Raw genomic sequence first — 16,246 nt, 5'->3', positions numbered from 1 at the left:
GAATCCGACACGACCCCGGCACCGACGCCCGCCCACAGCCCCGCTGAACGAACCGCTCGCCACCGAAGAAGCCGAGCTCACTCCCTGCCGCTGGGCTCCTTCGCCTGCTCCTTGCTGTGGTCCTGCGCCGGTCCCCGCCGCACCGCACCCGGCGCGTTCCAGTCCTGGCGCTTGCCGGCCCGCTTCTTCGCGACCTCCGAGGACTCCAGCTGGTAGGGCACCGACGTCACCATCACACCCGGCGTGAACAGCAGCCGGCCCTTCAGCCGCAGCGCGCTCTGGTTGTGCAGCAGGTGCTCGTACCAGTGTCCGACCACGTACTCGGGAATGATCACGGAGACCACGTCCCTCGGCGACTCCCGCCGCAGGCTCTTCACGTACTCGATGACGGGCCGTGTGACCTCGCGGTACGGCGAGTCCAGCACCTTCAGCGGCACGGTGATGCCCCGCCGTTCCCACTCGTCGCGCAGCGCCTTGGTGTCCGCCGGGTCGACGTTGACGCTGAGCGCCTCCAAGGTGTCCGCGCGCAGCAGCTTGGCGTAGGCCAGGGCCCGCAGCGCCGGACGGTGGATCTTGGAGATCAGCACCACGGAGTGGATCCGCGCCGGCCGGACGCTGTCGTCGCTGGGACCGTCGGGGGCGGCGAGTTCCTTGGCCACGTGGTCGTAGTGGCGGCGGATCGCGGTCATGGTCGCGTAGAAGATCACCATGCCGAGCAGCGCGACCCAGGCGCCGTGGGTGAACTTGGTGACCAGGACGACGACCAGGACCAGTCCTGTGAAGAAGGCGCCGAAGGTGTTGATCGCCCGGGAGCGGACCATGTGACGGCGCTTGGCGAGGTCGGTCTCGGTGGCCAGGTGGCGGTTCCAGTGCCGGACCATGCCGATCTGGCTGAGCGTGAAGGAGACGAACACCCCGACGATGTACAGCTGGATCAGACGCGTGGAGTCGGCGCCGTAGACCCAGACCAGCAGCGCGGCGGCGCCGGCCAGCAGCACGATGCCGTTGGAGAAGGCGAGACGGTCACCGCGCGTGTGCAGCTGGCGCGGCAGGTAACGGTCCTGGGCGAGGATCGAGCCGAGCACCGGGAAGCCGTTGTACGCCGTGTTCGCCGCCAGGAACAGCACCAGCGCGGTGGCCGCGGCGAGCACGATGAACAGGAAGCTGCCCTTGCCGAACACGGCCTCGGCGACCTGCGAGATCACCGGGTTCTGGACGTAGTCGGAGCCGACCGGCACGCCGTTGACGAGCAGGTCGTGGGACGGGTTCTCGGCCATCCGCACGTTGGAGGCCATGGCGAGGCCGATGATGCCGCAGAACATGGTGACGGCCAGCAGGCCCATCAGCGCCAGCGTGGTGGCCGCGTTGCGCGACTTGGGCTTGCGAAAGGCGGGGACGCCGTTCGAGATCGCCTCCACGCCGGTGAGCGCGGCGCAGCCGGAGGAGAAGGCCCGCAGCAGCAGGAAGACGAGCGCGAAGCCCGCGAGGCCCTGGTGCTCGGGCTTGATCTCGAAGTCGGCCGTCGGGGCCCGCATCGTGTCGCCCAGCACCAGACCGCGGAAGGAGCCCCAGGCGATCATGATGAACACGCCCGTGACGAAGACGTACGTCGGAATCGCGAAGAGCTTGCCGGACTCCTTGACCCCCCGCAGGTTCATCAGGGTCAGCAGCACGATCACGGCCGTGGCGCAGAACACCTTGTGCTCGACGACGAAGGGGATGGCCGAGCCGAGGTTCTCGATGCCGGAGGAGATGGAGACGGCGACGGTCAGGACGTAGTCGACGAGCAGGGCGCTGGCGACGGTGAGACCGGCCTTGGGGCCGAGGTTGGTGGTCGCGACCTCGTAGTCACCGCCACCGCTCGGGTAGGCGTGGACGTTCTGCCGGTAGGAGGCCACGACCGTGAACATCAGTACGACGACCGCGGCGGCGATCCAGGGACTGAAGTGGTAGGCCGACAAACCCGCGATGGACAGGACGAGCAGCACCTCGCCTGGCGCGTAGGCCACGGAGGAGAGCGGGTCGGAAGCGAAGACGGGGAGTGCGACGCGCTTCGGCAGGAGCGTTTCGCCCAGCCGATCACTGCGCAGTGCGCGCCCGATCAGGATCCGTTTGGGCACGTCGGTCAGTTTGGACACAACAGAGGATCGTAAGCCTTCGAACAGGGGGCCGCCTACCGGCCTCCCCGCATCTGCCCCACGGGTGAAATACCCGGCAGGTCAGGGCACGGATCCGGCCGACGAGACCACCCGCATGTCTATATGACAAAACCCTTTCCGTACGACCGTTTCGACCATCTTTTCGTACGGTCTTCCCGAATGCACCCCCTCCATGCGCGCCTTCCCGCTGCCCCTCTCCCCCGGAGGTCCCATGCCCGCGACCGCAGAGCTCATCGGTGCCCTCGCCTCGCTGGTCGTCCTCGGCATCCTCACCGTTCTCAGCGTCTGGAGCATCAGAGGGCGCTGATCGGCGCGAACCGTGCACAGGGGTCCCCGCCGCGGACCGCGCGTGTGTAGCTTGGTCGGCGGTCTGAGACCCTGTTTCAAGCCAAGTCAACATCCCTGACCTCGGAAGGACGGTCGTGCACATCGTCATCATGGGCTGCGGCAGAGTGGGTTCCGCTCTCGCCCAGACCCTGGAGCAACAGGGGCACACGGTCGCCGTGATCGACCAGGACCCCACCGCCTTCCGACGACTGGGCTCCTCGTTCGGCGGCCGCAGGGTCACCGGCGTCGGCTTCGACCAGGACACCCTGCGCGAGGCCGGCATCGAGGAGGCCGGCGCCTTCGCCGCGGTCTCCAGCGGCGACAACTCCAACATCATCGCCGCCCGGGTGGCCCGCGAGATGTTCGGTGTCGAGAACGTCGCCGCCCGTATCTACGACCCCCGCCGCGCCGAGGTCTACCAGCGCCTCGGCATCCCGACGGTCGCCACGGTCCGCTGGACCGCGGACCAGATGCTGCGCCGCCTGCTGCCGTCCGGCTCCGAGCCGCTGTGGCGCGATCCCACCGGCGGCGTCCAACTCGCGGAGGTGCACGCCTCCAGCGCCTGGGTCGGCCACAAGATCAGCAAGCTGCAGGAGGAGACGGGCGTCCGCGTGGCGTTCCTGACCCGGCTCGGCGAGGCCATACTGCCCACGTCGCAGACCGTGCTGCAGGAGGGCGACCTCGTGCACGTGATGATGCGCAGCGACGATGTCGAGAAGGTCGAGGCGTCGTTCGCCGAGGGACCCGAAGTGGAGGGCGGTCACTGATGCGCGTCGCCATTGCCGGAGCCGGCGCGGTCGGCCGGTCGATCGCCGGTGAGCTGCTGGAGAACGGCCACGAGGTCCTGCTCGTCGACAAGGCGCCGACCGCCATCTCGGTCGAGCGCGTCCCGCAGGCCGAGTGGCTGCTCGCCGACGCCTGCGAGATCACGTCCTTGGACGAGGCGGCGCTCCAGCGCTGCAACGTCGTGATCGCCGCGACGGGCGACGACAAGGTGAACCTGGTCGTCTCCCTGCTCGCCAAGACCGAGTACGGCGTCCCGCGCGTCGTCGCCCGCGTCAACAACCCCAAGAACGAGTGGCTGTTCAACGAGTCCTGGGGAGTCGACGTCGCCGTCTCCACGCCCCGCCTCATGTCCGCCCTGGTCGAGGAGGCGGTCAGCGTCGGCGACCTGGTCCGCCTGCTGCGCTTCAGCCACGGCGACGCCAACCTCGTCGAGCTGACCCTGCCCGAGGAGTCGGCCCTGGCCGGCACCCAGGTCGGCGACGTCGAGTGGCCGGAGGACACGTCGCTGGTCACCATCATCCGCGGCACCCGCGTCCTCACCCCTTCCCGGGAGGACTCCCTGGAAGCGGGCGACGAACTGCTCTTCGTGGCCGCACAGGCCCGTGAGGAGCAGTTGGAGGACCTGCTGTCGGTCCGCCGCGAACCCCCGCTGGACTAGCCGCCCGGCCCACAACGGCGACGAGGGCGCCCCGCGACTCGCGGGGCGCCCTCACGCGTACAGAAAGCCACTCGTACAGAGAGCCACTCGCACGGAGAGCCACTCGTACGGAGATCCTTGCAATCCCGGCTACCGCCGGAGGCCTACTCGCCGGACCGTGCCTCGGCCCCGCGCCGCTCCTCCTCCGCCTCACGGCGCTTCTCCTCCGCCTCCATCTCGGCGAAGACATCGATGGGCGGCGGCGCCTTCGCCAGGAAGACCCAGGTCAGCCATACCGCCAGCAGGAAGGGCGGGATCTTCAGCGCGACCAGCACCCAGCCGAGCTGCGTGGTGTCGGCCCACCAGTACAGCGGGAAGAGGATCGCGCACTTGGCGAGCAGGATCAGACCCCACGCCCAGCTGGCCTTGGCGTACGCCTTCTTGCGGCCCGGGTTCCGGGTGCGCCAGGAGAGGTTCTCCTTGAAGACCGGGCCGAGCATCAGCCCGATCAGCGGCACACCGGCCAGCGTCGTGATGATGTACGCGAGCGCCAGGCCCAGCGTGTACAGCATGCCGGGCAGGTAGAAGTCCTTGGCGTTGCCGGTCATCATCGCGAAGACGACGCCGAAGGCCACGCCGAAGACACCGCTGAAGGCGTGCTTGACGGTGTCCCTCGTCGCCAGGCGGACCACCACGAGCAGCACGGACACACCGAGGGCGGCCAGCGCCGACAGGTGCAGGTCCTTGTTGATCGTGAAGATGGTCACGAAGAGGAGGCCCGGCAGCACCGTCTCGACCATGCCTCGCACGCCGCCGAAGGCCTCGAACAGCGCGGCCTCCGTCACTGCCCTGGCTTCGTGCTCCGTGTCTTCGGTGTGTTCAGTCGGCTTGTCGAGCGACGTCACCGGCTACTCCCGTCCGAGGGGTCTCAGTTCGTACTTGGGGTTGAACAGCACCCGGCGGCCCCGGCTCATCGAGATCCGGCCCGATGCGATCAGCTTGCGTCCCGGTTCTATTCCGACGATGGAGCGCCGGCCGAGCCACACCACGTCCAGTGCGGCGGAACCGTCGAACAGCTCGGCCTCCAGGGCCGGGACTCCCGCGCGCGGACGCAGCGTGACCGTGCGCAAGGTACCAGTAACGGTGACGATCTGCCGGTCGTGACAGTCGCCGATGCGCGTACAGCCCGCGGTCTCGGTGTCCTCCCGCAGCTCCTCGGACTCCAGGTCCTCCTGCGAAGAGGAGAGCCGGTCGAGCATGCGCCGGAACCGGCCCACCGGCTTGTCGGAACGAGGAACAGCACTCATGTCTGAAGCCTACCGGGGTGACTGACAGCAACGTACCCCCAGTCACCTACCCCGGTCCCACCGCCCGAACCGACCGCACGGTCCCGACTCGTGCCGGGATCGTGCCGCGACGCGCGCTCCGACTCATTTCTCGAAGCGGTAGCCCATCCCGGGCTCGGTGATGAAGTGCCTCGGATGCGACGGGTCGGCCTCCAGCTTCCGCCGCAGCTGTGCCATGTAGACCCGCAGATAGTTCGTCTCCGTGCCGTACGACGGCCCCCACACCTCCTGGAGCAGCTGCTTCTGGCTGACCAGCCGGCCGGCGTTGCGCACCAGCACCTCCAGCAGGTGCCACTCGGTGGGCGTCAGCCGCACGTCCCGGCCGTCGCGGTTGACCTTCTTCGCGGCGAGGTCGACGGTGAACTCGTCGGTCTCCACGACCACCTCGTCCTCACCGGCCCCGGTGGGCTCGGCACGCCGCACGGCGGCCCGCAGCCGGGCGAGCAGCTCGTCCATGCCGAACGGCTTCGTGACGTAGTCGTCCGCGCCGGCGTCGAGCGCCTCGACCTTCTCGTCGGAGGAGTGCCGCGCCGACAGCACGATGATCGGCACCCGGGTCCAGCCGCGCAGTCCCTTGATCACCTCGACGCCGTCCATGTCGGGCAGCCCCAGGTCGAGGACCACGACGTCGGGGTGGCGGGCGGCGGCGAGCTGGAGGGCGGACGCCCCGTCGTGGGCCGCGTCGACCTCGTACTTGCGTGCCTTGAGGTTGATCACCAGCGCGCGCACGATCTGGGGCTCGTCGTCGACCACGAGCACTCTGGGGGGCTGGGGAGCACCCCCAGTGGAACTCACCATGAGGCCTGCCTTTCTGAGGGTACGGAGAGGGACTCGGGACGCGCCCCCGCGCGCAGGGTGAGGACCATGGTGAGGCCGCCGCCGGGTGTGTCCTCGGCGTTCAGGGTGCCGCCCATCGCCTCCGTGAAGCCGCGGGCGACCGCGAGGCCGAGGCCGACCCCGGCGCCGCGCGGGGCGTCGCCGAAGCGCTGGAACGGCTCGAAGATGCGTTCCTTCTCGTCGTCCGGGACCCCGGGGCCCCGGTCCACGACGCGCACCTCCACGCGGTCGGCGAGCGCGCTGGCGGAGACCAGCACCGGCGTGCCGTCGGGGCTGTACTTGACCGCGTTCTCGACGACGTTCGCCACCGCCCGCTCCAGCAGCCCGGCGTCGACCCGGACCATGGGCAGGGTCTCCGGCACGTCCAGGGTCACGCTGTCCTCGGGTACGCCGCCCAGCGCCATCGGCACGACCTCGTCGAGGTCGGTCTCGCGGACGATCGGCGTGACCGTGCCGGTCTGCAGGCGGGACATGTCGAGCAGGTTGCCCACCAGGTGGTCGAGCCGGTCGGCGCCCGCCTCGATGCCTTCGAGCAGCTCCGCCCGGTCCTCCTCGGACCATGCCACGTCGTCCGAGCGCAGGCTGGAGACGGATGCCTTGATCCCGGCCAGGGGGGTGCGCAGGTCGTGGCTGACGGCGGCCAGCAGCGCCGTGCGGATCCGGTTGCCCTCGGCCAGCGCACGGGCCTGCTCGGCCTCCTGCTGGAGCCGGCGGCGGTCCAGCACGACCACGGCCTGGGCGGCGAACGCGGCCAGCACCCGGCGGTCCTCGGCCGGGAGCACTCGCCCGGTCAGCGCCAGCGCCAGGTGGTCCCCGACCGGCATGTCCACGTCCGCGTCCTCCGGCCGTGCCGGCGGCCCGCCGACGCCGACCCGGCCCACGCAGGTCCACGGCTCGACGTCGCTCTCGCGCTCCAGCAGCGCGGCCGACTCCATCCCGAAGGTCTCGCGCACCCGCTCCAGCAGGGCCTCCAGGCTGGTCTCGCCGCGCAGCACGTTGCCCGCGAGGAAGGACAGGATCTCCGACTCCGCCCGCAGCCGGGCCGCCTGGTGGGTGCGCCGTGCCGCGAGGTCCACCACGGAGGCCACCGACACCGCGACCGCCACGAAGATCACCAACGCGACGATGTTCCGGGGGTCGGAGATGGTCAGCCGGTGCAGGGGCGGAGTGAAGAAATAGTTCAGCAGAAACGATCCGAGGGCCGCCGCGGCGAGGGCCGGGAACAGCCCGCCGAGCAGCGCCGCCGCCACCGTCATCGCCAGGAACAGCAGCACGTTGTTGGCGAGGCCGAGGTCGACGGCGTTCAGCACCACCGCGAGGATCGCCGGACCGGCGAGGCCCACGGCCCAGCCCCAGATGATCCTGGCCCGTCCCAGCCGCGCGCCGCGGGCGACGGGAAGTCCCCGCCCCTTGCCCGCCTCGTCGTGCGTCACGATGTGCACGTCCAGGTCGGGTCCGGAGTCCCGGGCCACGGTCGCGCCGACGCCCGGCCCGAACACGTACTGCCAGGCCTTGCGCCGCGAGGAACCCAGCACGATCTGCGTGGCGTTCACCCCGCGCGCGAACTCCAGCAACCCGGCCGGTATGTCGTCCCCGACGACATGGTGGAACGTTCCGCCGAGGTCCTCCACGAGCGTGCGCTGCACCGCCAGTTCCTTCGGCGAGGCCGCCGTCAGCCCGTCGCTGCGCGCTATGTACACGGCGAGCACCTCGCCGCCGGCGCCCTTCTCGGCCAGCCGCGCCGCCCGCCGGATCAGGGTCCGTCCCTCGGGACCGCCCGTCAGACCGACCACGATCCGCTCCCGCGAGCCCCAGATCCTCGAGACCCGGTGCTCACTGCGGTACTGCTTCAGATACTCGTCGACCCGGTCCGCCACCCACAGCAGGGCCAGCTCCCGCAGCGCGGTCAGGTTCCCCGGCCGGAAGTAGTTCGACAGCGCCGCGTCCACCTTGTCGGGCCGGTAGACGTTCCCGTGCGCCATCCGGCGGCGCAGCGCCTGCGGCGACATGTCGACGAGTTCGATCTGATCCGCCCGCCGCACCACCTCGTCGGGCACCGTCTCCTGCTGCCGCACCCCCGTGATCGACTCGACCACGTCACCCAGCGACTCCAGGTGCTGGATGTTGACGGTCGACACCACGTCGATGCCCGCCGCGAGCAGTTCCGCGACGTCCTGCCAGCGCTTGGCGTTGCGTGAGCCCGGCACGTTGGTGTGCGCGAGTTCGTCCACCAGTGCGACCTGCGGGTGCCGGGCCAGGACGGCGTCCACGTCCATCTCGGTGAAGGTCCCGCCGCGGTACTCCAGCCGCCTGCGCGGGACCTGCTCCAGACCGTGCAGCATCACCTCCGTCCGGGGCCGGTCGTGGTGCTCGACGAAGGCCACCACGCAGTCCGTGCCGCGCTCCAGCCGACGATGGGCCTCGGACAGCATGGCGTACGTCTTGCCCACTCCCGGTGCCGCGCCGAGGTAGATCCGAAGCTTGCCGCGTGCCATGGCCTCATTGTCCGTCTTTTGCAAACTGCGTACGCAGCGTCGACCTTACGGCCAGCGTTCAGGGCAAAACGGACACAGAGGGCACGGGGTGACGCCTTTGACGGAACCCTGACGCACCGAAGAGCGAGGGCCGCACCCCGTCGGGATGCGGCCCTCGCTCTGTCGTTCGGGCTCAGCGGACCTCGGTGATCTCCGGTCCGCGCTGGAGCTGTCCCATGCCGCCGGAGAAGCGCGAGCTGCCCTGGTCGTCCTGCTGGACGCCCTCGGGAACCATCTGCGCGTCGTTCGGCAGCTTGAGGACGATGGGGTCGCGGGGGGCCATCGGGCCCTCGCCGCGGACCACGACCGTGTCCCGGAAGATGTTCTCCAGCAGCCCGGCCGCCTGCGGCTGCACGGCGCCCTGGCCGGAGATCACACCGCGCAGGAACCAGCGAGGGCCGTCCACACCCACGAACCGGACGACCTGGAAGCCGCCCGTGCCGTCCGGCAGCTGCACCGGCACCTGGGCCCGCAGCTCCCAGCCGAGCGGGCCCTCGACCTCGTCGACGATGCCGCCCTGCTGCGTGATGCCGCCGGCGATCTCCTCGCGCACCTCGCCCCAGATGCCCTCGCGCTTGGGAGCGGCGAAGGCCTGGAGCTGGACGGCGCTGTCGCGCAGGACCACGGTCGCCGCGACGATCGCGTCACCGGCGACCTCCACCCGCAGCTCCATGCCCTCGACTCCCGGCACGAGCAGTCCGCCCAGGTCGACCCGGCCCTCGGCCGGGTTCCGCACCTCGGTGCTGTCCCACGGTCCGTCGGGGCGCGGCTCCGGCTCCAGCCGTACCCGCTCGCGCCCGACCTCTTCGTCCGCCTCAGTGTCGACGCTGTCGACGACCTGCTCGGCCTCGCCGGCCGCGTCCTCGGCGGCACCCTTCTTGTTGCGACGTCCGAACACGTCACTGTCCTTCCCGGTCGGATACGACCGAAGCGTATCGATTCCCACCCGCCTTGCCGCCGACGGCGGCATGACCGTTTGTGCCGCTCTCGTCGCCCACCGCGGCATGACCGCCGGTGGACCCGAAGCCCCCCTCGGCCCGCACCGAGTCGGGAAGCTCCGCGACCTCCTGGAAGCGGACCCTCTCGACCTGCTGGACGACCAGTTGGGCGATCCGGTCGAAGCGCTCGAACCGCACGCTCTCGCGCGGGTCGAGATTCACCACGATCACCTTGATCTCCCCACGGTACCCGGCATCAACCGTCCCCGGGGCATTCACCAGGGCGACACCGCAGCGGGCGGCGAGACCGGAACGTGGGTGCACGAAGGCCGCGTACCCCTCAGGCAGGGCGACAGACACCCCGGTGGGCAGCACGGCCCGCTCGCCGGGCGCCAGTTCGCACGCCTCGGTGGTCCGCAGATCGGCTCCCGCGTCACCGGGATGCGCGTACGTCGGAAGCGGTACGTCCGCGTCTACGCGCCGGATCAGCACGTGCACGGGGTCGCTGGTCACGGGTTCACCTCGAAGGCACGGGCGCGCCTGATCTGGTCGGGGTCGTTCATGGCGGCCTGGATCTCCGCCTCGCGGCCGTGGTCGACGAAGTGATCGACCTTGACCTCGACGAAGAGGGCGTCGGCGCGGACGGCGACCGGGCCGTCCGGGGCGCCTATGCGTCCGGTGGCCGAGGAGTAGATCTTCCGTCCGGCCACGGCGATCACCTCCGCGGCGAGGTGCAGCGTGGTGCCCACCGGCACCGGCCGCACGAAGTCGGTCTCCAGCCGGCCCGTCACGGCGATGGTGCGCAGCAGCCAGTTCAGCGAGCCGAGCGTCTCGTCCAGGGCCGTGGCGAGCACTCCGCCGTGCGCGAGGCCGGGAGCGCCCTGGTGTTCGGGCCGGACGGTGAACTCCGCGGTGATCGACACCCCTTCGCCGGCCCGCGCCTCCAGGTGCAGCCCGTGCGGCTGCTCGCCACCGCAGCCGAAGCACTGGCCGTAGTGCGCGCCCAGCAGCTCACCGGGGGCGGGTGCGTCGGCGTGCCGCACGGGCTTCGTCGCGTCGGCGGGAGGCGTCAGAGCTGGGGATGTACCACTCACAGCCGCAGACCTTACCCGCGCGTCGGCGGTGCGCGGACACCGTGCCAAGCTTGACGTCATGCAGCTCTCCGCCGCCCCTTACGAAGAACGCCTCACCGCGCCCCGCTCCTGGTGGCTGATCAGCTTCCTGGCCGGGGCCTCGCTCGCCCTGATCCTGCTCCCCTTCGGCACGCTGCCGATGCTGGGCGGCCTCGTCGGCGGCACGGCGACCGCGGCGGTCGCGGCGAGTTCGTACGGCTCGGTCCGCATCCGCGTGGTGGGCGGCGCCCTGATCGCGGGCGAGGCGAAGATCCCGGTCACGGCGCTCGGCGGGACGGAGATCCTCGACCCGGAGGAGGCCCGGGCCTGGCGGACGCACAAGGCCGACACCCGTGCCTTCATGCTGCTGCGCGCCTACGTCCCGACAGCCCTGCGCGTCGAGGTCAGCGACCCCGCGGACCCCACGCCGTACCTGTACCTGTCGACGCGTGAGCCGCAGCGGCTGGCGGAGGCGATCAGGGTCGCGCGGGAAGCGTCCGCCGCCGCGTAACCCGGCCGAGGCGGCCCGTCACGGGCCGCTCAGTGCCCGAGCTCGCCGTAGCGGCCGTTCTCCATCGGCAACGCGTCCGCGGGCCGCTCCAGGGGCGGCAGCTCCGTCAGGTGGTCCCACGGCACCTGCGTCTTGCGCAGGTCCGCCCTGATCCGGGCGGCGAGCTTCTTGGTGTCGCGCCGGTTCATGACCGCGCCGACCGCGGCGCCCACCATGAACGGCATCAGGTTCGGCAGGTTGCGCACCATGCGCTTCATGATCTGCTGGCGCAGCTCGCGCTTCATCTGCCCGCCGAGAGCGGCGTTGACCGTGTTCGGCTTCATGGGGTCGATGCCGCGCTCCTCGGACCACGATCTGAGGTAGGCGGCGCTGCGGTCCTTGAGATTGCCCGCCGGCCGGACGCCGTAGACCTCGTGGAGCTCCGCGATCAGCTTCAGCTCGATCGCCGCGACTCCGGTGATCTCCGCGGCCAGTTCCGTGGGCATCGCGGGCGGAATGGGCAGCATCGCCGCCGCTCCCACGCCCGCTCCGACCGTCGCCGAGGCGTTCGCCGCGCCCGCCACGAGCTTGTCGGCGAGCTGCTCGGGACCGAGGCCCGGGAACTGCCTGCGCAGTGTCGCGAGGTCCCGTACGGGGATCCGCGGAGCGATCTCGATGAGCCGGTCGGCGAGGTACCCGAGACCGGCCCTGGCGTGCCGGCCGCCCTTGCGGGCGCCTTCCTTCGCCAGGTCCCGGGCCCTGTCCCGGATCACCGCCGCCCGCCGCCGGGCGACGGGTGCGGGGCCCTGCGCCGGTACCGGGAGGTCAGCCCGGTCACCGGCGGGTTCGAGCGAGGCCGACCCGGCGGGGAACTGCCCCGTACCGGAAGAGCCTCGCTCGTCGTCACGCGCGCCGTGAGGGCCGTCGGACGGCCCTGAGTCCGCTCCCCAGGGGAAGCGGCGCTTCCGAGGTGAGGTCGAGCCAGTCACGGCCGACCCCGCCTCAGTCGCAGTCGCGGCAGATCGGCTGACCGTTCTTCTCCCTGGCCAGCTGGCTGCGGTGGTGCACCAGGAAGCAGCTCATGCAGGTGAACTCGTCCTGCTGCTTGGGCAGTACGCGGACCGCCAGTTCTTCGTTCGAGAGGTCTGCGCCGGGAAGCTCCAGCCCCTCTGCGGCCTCGAACTCGTCGACGTCGACGGCCGAGGCGGACTTGTCGTTCCGCCGGGCCTTCAGTTCTTCCAGGCTGTCCGAGTCGACGTCGTCGTCGGTCTTGCGTGGGGTGTCGTAGTCGGTTGCCATGTCGCTCTCCCCCTCCGGGTGTCTGCGGTGTCTCCAGCGCACGTAACGCGTGAGAGGCCGGACTTGTGCCCGACCCGAGGCGGAGATTTTGCCTCACATCAAGGTCTGTTACTCAATCGACACCCAACCGGACTCCTCACGAGTGATCGGCTTGGATGGCGATCGGGACCGTACACGGTCCGAATGTCGCACTTCAAAGGGGTCCCACCGTGTACTTCCCGTGATCAAGGCCCCGGAAAACCCGGATTTTCCGGGCTTTACGGGACCATCATGATCACGCAGAGTAGATGGCCGGAAAATCGCCTTTGTGATCGATCACACAGGCAACCCTCGGACGAGTGCCCAAAAAATTCCGCGCAAAGCGAACATCCTCGGGTGTGTCCCAGAATCTCAGATCGGGAACGTGACGCGCATCACGAGACCGCCCCCCTCTCGGGGCCGTGCCGCGATGTGCCCGCCGTGCGCCCGGGCCACGGACCGCACGATGGACAGGCCGAGACCCACGCCCTTGTCGCTGCCCGTGCGCTCCGTGCGGAGCCTGCGGAAGGGCTCGAAGAGATTCTCCACCTCGTACGCCGGCACCACCGGCCCGGTGTTCGCGACGACCATGACGGCCTGGCCGTGCTGGATCTCGGTGGTGACCTCCACCCAGCCGCCCTCGGGGACGTTGTACCGCACGGCGTTCTGCACCAGGTTCAGGGCGATCCGCTCCAGCAGGATGCCGTTGCCCTGGACGACCGCCGGCTCGCGGGTGCCGCGCATCTGCACGCCCTTGGCGTCCGCCTCCGCGTGCACCTGGTCCATGGCCTGGGATGCCACCTCGGCGAGGTCCACGGGCCCGCGCTCGACGACCTGGTTGTCGCTGCGGGCGAGCAGCAGCAGGCCCTCCACGAGCTGCTCGCTGCGCTCGTTGGTGGCCAGCAGCGTCTTGCCGAGCTGCTGGAGCTCCACGGGCGCCCCCGGGTCCGACAGGTGCACCTCCAGCAGCGTGCGGTTGATCGCGAGCGGCGTTCTCAGCTCGTGGGAGGCGTTGCCGACGAAGCGCTGCTGGGCGGTGAAGGCCCGCTGCAGCCGCTCCAGCATGTCGTCGAAGGTGTCGGCCAGCTCCTTGAGCTCGTCGTCCGGGCCGTCCAGCTCGATCCGCCGGGACAGGTCCGACCCGGCGACCGCGCGGGCGGTGCGGGTGATCCGGCCCAGGGGCGACAGGACGCGGCCGGCCATCGCGTAGCCGAAGGCGAAGGCGATCACGGCGAGGCCGAGGAGGGCGAGCAGGGAGCGGCTGAGCAGATTGTCCAGGGCGTGCTGGCGCTGCTCGTTGACGCAGGCGTTCATGGCCTGGTTGAGCTCGGACGCGCTCGGCGAGGCCGGGAAGTTGCAGGTCTCGCTGGCCACCTGCCCGGAGAGGATCTTGAACGGCAGATCGCTGCCGACGTTCATGGCGTTGGCGGCGAACAGGTAGATGATCGACAGCAGCATGATCCCGGCGATCAGGAACATGCCGCCGTAGAGCAGCGTGAGCCGTATCCGGATCGTCGGCCGCAGCAGCGGGAACGGAGGGGCTGCCTTCCTGGGGTCCCAGGTCGGCTTCGGAGGCGCCTGGGGAGGCGCGGGGTGCGCGGCCACCGCGGGTCAGATCCGGTAGCCGGAGCCGGGCACGGTCACGATGACCGGCGGCTCGCCCAGCTTGCGGCGCAGGGTCATGACGGTCACGCGCACCACGTTGGTGAACGGATCGGTGTTCTCGTCCCAGGCCTTCTCCAGGAGCTGCTCGGCCGAGACGACCGCGCCCTCGCTGCGCATCAGGACCTCCAGCACGGCGAACTCCTTCGGCGCGAGCTGCACCTCCTTGCCGTCCCGGAAGACCTCGCGGCGGTTCGGGTCGAGCTTGATCCCGGCGCGCTCCAGGACCGGCGGCAGCGGCACGCTGGTCCGGCGGCCCAGCGCACGCACGCGTGCCGTCAGCTCGCTGAACGCGAAGGGCTTCGGAAGGTAGTCGTCGGCGCCGATCTCCAGGCCCTCGACCCGGTCGCTGACGTCGCCCGACGCCGTGAGCATCAGCACCCGCGTGGGCATGCCGAGTTCGACGATCTTGCGGCAGACGTCGTCGCCGTGCACCAGCGGGAGGTCGCGGTCGAGGACGACCACGTCGTAGTCGTTGACGCCGATGCGTTCCAGGGCGGCCGCACCGTCGTACACGACGTCGACGGCCATGGCCTCCCGGCGCAGTCCGGTGGCCACCGCATCGGCGAGCAGCTGCTCGTCCTCGACGACGAGTACGCGCACGGCTTGTCCTTCCTGTGTCCGCCCACGGGACGCCGGCGGGCGCACGCGAGCAGGGGGCTTCGGGGGTGTGTGGACCTCCATCCTGCCCTTTTCGGCCATAAGTCGGCAGTAAGGCGAGGAGGCCGCCGACGTCGCGGGAACCGGGCGCCGGATCCGGGAATGCGAGATTTTCTCTTCCGGTTGAGGTTTCTGCGGGAGGGACTGGGGGGAGGACGGTTTACACCCCGCGATCACGCTCTGCTTGTGCCGCAGCACCATGCGGTACGCCGCGGTCCGCTTCCGCAGAGTGGGCGTGGGTGTCCGGCACCGTCGCCGCCCGGCAGGGCAGCGCTGGGCACCCATGGGAGCCGTGATCGCCCCTTCCGAACGGCACACCCCCGTGCCATCGACCCACGACCCAGGACGAGGGGGCGCAGCATGGACGCATTCACCGCAGGACTTCTGCAGCGCATAAGGGCTACCGAGTCCGATCTGACGCGGGCGCGTGACGAGGGCGACGACTTCCTCGTCGACGTGGAGCAGGGCGAGCTCGACGACCTGCGCCGCCTCGCGGCCGAGCACGGTGTGGAAGTAGGCGCGACCAGCGTCTGACCCAGCACGACAGCGGGCCCCCGGCGAGTCCAGCGCCGGGGGCCCGCTGTGCTGTGGTGTGCGGGGAGGTCTCGCGGTGAAGGCCTCAGTCGTGCCAGGCGCCGAAATCCTCCAGGAGCCGCTGGAGGGGCTCGAAGACGCCGGGGGTCCCCGCGACCGTCAGATCGGGTGAAAGGCGCTCCGAGGGGCGTCCCCCGGTCAGGGCGCCCGCCTCCCGGGCGATCAGGTCACCGGCCGCGTAGTCCCAGGCGTTGAGTCCCCGCTCGTAGTAGCCGTCCAGGCGGCCGGCGGCGAGGTCGCACAGGTCGACGGCGGCGGAACCGCCGCGCCGGATGTCCCGGACCAGCGGGATCAGCCGCTGGGCGACCTCGGCCTGGTGGGCGCGGACGGCGGTGACGTAGTTGAAGCCGGTGGACACCAGCGCCTGCTCCAATGGCGCGGAGGGCCGACAGGCCAGCTCGCGTGCGCCCTCCCAGGCCCCCGTGGCCCAGGCCCCGGCGCCGCGTACCGCGTGGTAGGTCTCCCCGCGCATCGGCGCCGCGACCACCCCGACCACGGTCTCGCCGTGTTGCTCCGCCGCGATGGAGACGGCCCAGGTGGGAAGCCCGTAGAGGTAGTTCACCGTGCCGTCGAGAGGGTCGATCACCCAGCGGACGCCGCTGCTGCCCTCGCTGGAGGCGCCCTCCTCGCCGAGGAATCCGTCGTCGGGCCTGCGGGTGGAGATCAGATCGGTGATCAGCTTCTCCGCCGCGATGTCCATCTCGGTCACCACGTCGATCGGGCTGGACTTGGTGGCCGCCACCGCGAGATCGGCCGGCCGGCCGTCGCGCAGCAGCTCTCCGGCGCGGCGCGCGGCCTCCTGGGCGAGCGCCAGCAGTTCGAGGTGGTGGGCGTCGGTCACGTCGCT

17 protein-coding genes are annotated in these 16,246 nt (G+C 70.6%); 4 read left to right on the top strand and 13 right to left on the bottom strand.

Translation table 11 applies throughout. The features are described from left to right. Positions 1-77 precede the first annotated feature (77 nt). Positions 78-2,138 (bottom strand): APC family permease, encoded by a 2,061-nt coding sequence (locus tag ACZ7LV_RS11015; RefSeq protein ID WP_401678611.1) that lies wholly within the window; start codon positions 2,136-2,138, stop codon positions 78-80. A 443-nt stretch (positions 2,139-2,581) separates the two neighbouring features. Between ACZ7LV_RS11015 and ACZ7LV_RS11010 the strand changes: the two genes are divergently transcribed. After that, on the top strand, positions 2,582-3,253 hold the full coding sequence (locus ACZ7LV_RS11010) for a potassium channel family protein (protein ID WP_401678608.1): 672 nt from the start codon (positions 2,582-2,584) through the stop codon (positions 3,251-3,253). Further along, positions 3,253-3,930: a potassium channel family protein gene (locus tag ACZ7LV_RS11005; protein WP_471938010.1), complete on the top strand. Its 678-nt coding sequence runs from the start codon at positions 3,253-3,255 to the stop codon at positions 3,928-3,930. Before ACZ7LV_RS11010 ends, ACZ7LV_RS11005 begins: the two co-directional genes overlap by 1 nt. Before the next feature lie 143 nt (positions 3,931-4,073). Here ACZ7LV_RS11005 and ACZ7LV_RS11000 read toward each other — a convergent pair whose 3' ends face one another. From ACZ7LV_RS11000 to ACZ7LV_RS10970, 7 genes are all read right to left on the bottom strand, one after another. Continuing rightward, on the bottom strand, positions 4,074-4,814 hold the full coding sequence (locus ACZ7LV_RS11000; protein WP_401678603.1) for a DUF3159 domain-containing protein: 741 nt from the start codon (positions 4,812-4,814) through the stop codon (positions 4,074-4,076). Positions 4,815-4,817: 3 nt separating this feature from the next. Next, the gene (locus ACZ7LV_RS10995; protein WP_365457928.1) at positions 4,818-5,216 is read right to left on the bottom strand and encodes an OB-fold nucleic acid binding domain-containing protein; all 399 of its coding nucleotides are present in this window, start codon (positions 5,214-5,216) and stop codon (positions 4,818-4,820) included. A gap of 123 nt (positions 5,217-5,339) precedes the next feature. Beyond that, complete coding sequence (locus ACZ7LV_RS10990; protein ID WP_471938007.1) at positions 5,340-6,053, bottom strand: response regulator; 714 nt, start codon at positions 6,051-6,053, stop codon at positions 5,340-5,342. After that, positions 6,047-8,587 (bottom strand): DUF4118 domain-containing protein, encoded by a 2,541-nt coding sequence (locus ACZ7LV_RS10985; RefSeq protein ID WP_471938005.1) that lies wholly within the window; start codon positions 8,585-8,587, stop codon positions 6,047-6,049. The genes ACZ7LV_RS10990 and ACZ7LV_RS10985 overlap by 7 nt, the downstream gene beginning before the upstream one ends. A gap of 172 nt (positions 8,588-8,759) precedes the next feature. Then, positions 8,760-9,524 carry a DUF3710 domain-containing protein gene (locus ACZ7LV_RS10980; protein ID WP_401678594.1) on the bottom strand — a complete coding sequence of 255 codons (765 nt, stop codon included), beginning with the start codon at positions 9,522-9,524 and terminating at the stop codon, positions 8,760-8,762. A 1-nt stretch (position 9,525) separates the two neighbouring features. Continuing rightward, the gene (gene dut, locus ACZ7LV_RS10975; RefSeq protein WP_471938002.1) at positions 9,526-10,077 is read right to left on the bottom strand and encodes a dUTP diphosphatase; all 552 of its coding nucleotides are present in this window, start codon (positions 10,075-10,077) and stop codon (positions 9,526-9,528) included. Next, positions 10,074-10,658 (bottom strand): PaaI family thioesterase, encoded by a 585-nt coding sequence (locus ACZ7LV_RS10970; protein ID WP_471938000.1) that lies wholly within the window; start codon positions 10,656-10,658, stop codon positions 10,074-10,076. Before ACZ7LV_RS10970 ends, dut begins: the two co-directional genes overlap by 4 nt. 58 nt (positions 10,659-10,716) lie before the next feature. On the opposite strand from ACZ7LV_RS10970, the gene ACZ7LV_RS10965 reads away from it, so the two are divergent. After that, entirely contained in the window at positions 10,717-11,187 is a 471-nt protein-coding gene (locus tag ACZ7LV_RS10965) for a DUF3093 domain-containing protein (RefSeq protein WP_471937997.1), read from the top strand. Positions 11,188-11,216: 29 nt separating this feature from the next. Here ACZ7LV_RS10965 and ACZ7LV_RS10960 read toward each other — a convergent pair whose 3' ends face one another. The 4 genes from ACZ7LV_RS10960 to ACZ7LV_RS10945 all read right to left on the bottom strand — a co-directional run bounded on the left by ACZ7LV_RS10960 (position 11,217) and on the right by ACZ7LV_RS10945 (position 14,748). Continuing rightward, positions 11,217-12,155 (bottom strand): hypothetical protein, encoded by a 939-nt coding sequence (locus ACZ7LV_RS10960; RefSeq protein ID WP_471937995.1) that lies wholly within the window; start codon positions 12,153-12,155, stop codon positions 11,217-11,219. Between the two features lie 13 nt (positions 12,156-12,168). Further along, a complete protein-coding gene (locus tag ACZ7LV_RS10955) occupies positions 12,169-12,465 on the bottom strand; it encodes a DUF4193 domain-containing protein (protein WP_003993510.1) in 297 nt (98 codons plus the stop codon). 390 nt (positions 12,466-12,855) lie between these two features. Further along, positions 12,856-14,088 carry a sensor histidine kinase gene (locus ACZ7LV_RS10950; protein WP_471937993.1) on the bottom strand — a complete coding sequence of 411 codons (1,233 nt, stop codon included), beginning with the start codon at positions 14,086-14,088 and terminating at the stop codon, positions 12,856-12,858. A gap of 6 nt (positions 14,089-14,094) precedes the next feature. Then, positions 14,095-14,748 (bottom strand): response regulator transcription factor, encoded by a 654-nt coding sequence (locus tag ACZ7LV_RS10945; protein WP_007385219.1) that lies wholly within the window; start codon positions 14,746-14,748, stop codon positions 14,095-14,097. Positions 14,749-15,165: 417 nt separating this feature from the next. On the opposite strand from ACZ7LV_RS10945, the gene ACZ7LV_RS10940 reads away from it, so the two are divergent. Beyond that, the gene (locus ACZ7LV_RS10940; protein WP_365460207.1) at positions 15,166-15,339 is read left to right on the top strand and encodes a hypothetical protein; all 174 of its coding nucleotides are present in this window, start codon (positions 15,166-15,168) and stop codon (positions 15,337-15,339) included. Positions 15,340-15,424: 85 nt separating this feature from the next. On the opposite strand, the gene ACZ7LV_RS10935 is transcribed toward ACZ7LV_RS10940, so the two are convergent. Next, on the bottom strand, positions 15,425-16,240 hold the full coding sequence (locus ACZ7LV_RS10935; RefSeq protein ID WP_471937990.1) for an inositol monophosphatase family protein: 816 nt from the start codon (positions 16,238-16,240) through the stop codon (positions 15,425-15,427). Positions 16,241-16,246 lie beyond the last annotated feature (6 nt).

The organism is Streptomyces sp. NPDC107562 (genome assembly GCF_055657325.1).
The sequence above is the reverse complement of the archived record's forward strand: the minus strand, read 5'-3'. Positions and strand labels throughout refer to the sequence as shown.

What these genes read in the sequence shown, in the direction of transcription:
- ACZ7LV_RS11005 (WP_471938010.1), top strand. Translation starts at nt 3,253, where the DNA reads ATGCGCGTCGCCATTGCCGGAGCCGGCGCGGTCGGCCGGTCGATCGCC.
- ACZ7LV_RS10995 (WP_365457928.1), bottom strand. Translation starts at nt 5,216, where the DNA reads ATGAGTGCTGTTCCTCGTTCCGACAAGCCGGTGGGCCGGTTCCGGCGC.
- ACZ7LV_RS10990 (WP_471938007.1), bottom strand. Translation starts at nt 6,053, where the DNA reads ATGGTGAGTTCCACTGGGGGTGCTCCCCAGCCCCCCAGAGTGCTCGTG.
- ACZ7LV_RS10985 (WP_471938005.1), bottom strand. Translation starts at nt 8,587, where the DNA reads ATGGCACGCGGCAAGCTTCGGATCTACCTCGGCGCGGCACCGGGAGTG.
- ACZ7LV_RS10965 (WP_471937997.1), top strand. Translation starts at nt 10,717, where the DNA reads ATGCAGCTCTCCGCCGCCCCTTACGAAGAACGCCTCACCGCGCCCCGC.
- ACZ7LV_RS10955 (WP_003993510.1), bottom strand. Translation starts at nt 12,465, where the DNA reads ATGGCAACCGACTACGACACCCCACGCAAGACCGACGACGACGTCGAC.
- ACZ7LV_RS10940 (WP_365460207.1), top strand. Translation starts at nt 15,166, where the DNA reads ATGGACGCATTCACCGCAGGACTTCTGCAGCGCATAAGGGCTACCGAG.